Source organism: Vibrio sp. L3-7, from assembly GCF_963898195.1.
Lineage (GTDB): Bacteria > Pseudomonadota > Gammaproteobacteria > Enterobacterales > Vibrionaceae > Vibrio > Vibrio echinoideorum.
In genome coordinates this window covers 1-1,408 of the sequence record NZ_CAWQUW010000062.1, presented here as the reverse complement: position 1 = coordinate 1,408, position 1,408 = coordinate 1, and the positions used below count along the sequence as shown (strand labels likewise).

Below are 1,408 nucleotides of genomic sequence, written 5' to 3'. Positions count from 1 at the left end.
CTCACCACTTTGTGGTTCATGACTGGGGTGAAGTCGTAACAAGGTAGCCCTAGGGGAACCTGGGGCTGGATCACCTCCTTATACGAAGATAGTCACGATGAGTGTCCACACAGATTGATTAGGTTTAGAAAAGCAAAGAGAAGAAGAACTCCCAAGGTTCTTCGAAGTTTGTTTTTACTTTTAAAGTAAAGATAAACTAGCAGTGTCCCGTTCGTCTAGAGGCCTAGGACACCGCCCTTTCACGGCGGTAACAGGGGTTCGACTCCCCTACGGGATACCACTTCCTTCAAGAAGTAAAAAGGGTCGTTAGCTCAGTTGGTAGAGCAGTTGACTTTTAATCAATTGGTCGCAGGTTCGAATCCTGCACGACCCACCATTTCCTCCCAAGGAAATAAAAATTTGGGGCGATTAGCTCAGTTGGGAGAGCACCTGCCTTACAAGCAGGGGGTCACTGGTTCGAGCCCGGTATCGCCCACCATTTCCTCCCAAGGAAATAAAAATATGGGGCTATAGCTCAGCTGGGAGAGCGCCTGCCTTGCACGCAGGAGGTCTGCGGTTCGATCCCGCATAGCTCCACCATTCTTTCTCCATGAAGAATGGCTTTTATTTTCATTTTTTGAAAGTGAAGACAAAAGAACTATCATGGGCGATTAGCTCAGTTGGGAGAGCACCTGCCTTACAAGCAGGGGGTCACTGGTTCGAGCCCGGTATCGCCCACCATCTTTAAACATTCTTTGATGACAACAGTCTAATGAGAGTTTTTAAAAATGGTTTTGAAAGTTTAAAACTCGAAAAACTCTTGCTCTTTAACAATTTGGAAAGCTGACTGATTTGAATAACGAAGTTATTTAAATCAAATTTAAAAGTTCTCAATGTTTATCTGCTCTTATTTAATAAGAACGGCATAAACACAACAAACACATTCAAGTGTCTTGTATTCGAATGATCAGAAATGATTGTTCATTTTTTGATTCTACTTTTTATTAAAAAGTGGAAACAAGAAGTAAATTGAGTCCGGCAAACAGTCATCAAGAATTAACCCTTCTTGATGATAACCAAAAACCTTGGTTAGTTGCCATACTAGTTTGTTTTCACTTTTTAAAGTGAAAGTAAAACAGAGACCCTTTCGGGTTGTATGGTTAAGTGACTAAGCGTACACGGTGGATGCCTTGGCAGTCAGAGGCGATGAAAGGCGTAATAACTTGCGATAAGCCCAGATTAGGTAGTAATAACCTTTTGAGTCTGGGATTCCTGAATGGGGAAACCCACTTGCATAAGCAAGTATCCTGTTGTGAATACATAGCAACAGGAGGCAAACCGGGGGAACTGAAACATCTAAGTACCCCGAGGAAGAGAAATCAACCGAGATTCCGAAAGTAGCGGCGAGCGAAATTGGATTAGCCCTTAA

At 43.0% G+C, this 1,408-nt stretch carries 5 tRNA genes and 2 rRNA genes; all 7 read left to right on the top strand.

From position 1 onward, the window contains the following. Window positions 1-81 (top strand): 16S ribosomal RNA (locus tag AACW75_RS22995); the annotation flags it as partial. Between the two features lie 123 nt (window positions 82-204). Beyond that, window positions 205-280: transfer RNA gene (locus AACW75_RS22990), tRNA-Glu, on the top strand. A gap of 20 nt (window positions 281-300) precedes the next feature. Further along, window positions 301-376, top strand: a tRNA-Lys gene (locus tag AACW75_RS22985). 26 nt (window positions 377-402) lie between these two features. Further along, a tRNA-Val gene (locus tag AACW75_RS22980) sits at window positions 403-478 on the top strand. A 25-nt stretch (window positions 479-503) separates the two neighbouring features. Further along, a tRNA-Ala gene (locus AACW75_RS22975) sits at window positions 504-579 on the top strand. A 65-nt stretch (window positions 580-644) separates the two neighbouring features. Beyond that, window positions 645-720: transfer RNA gene (locus AACW75_RS22970), tRNA-Val, on the top strand. A gap of 417 nt (window positions 721-1,137) precedes the next feature. Next, window positions 1,138-1,408: ribosomal RNA gene (locus AACW75_RS22965) — 23S ribosomal RNA — on the top strand; the annotation flags it as partial.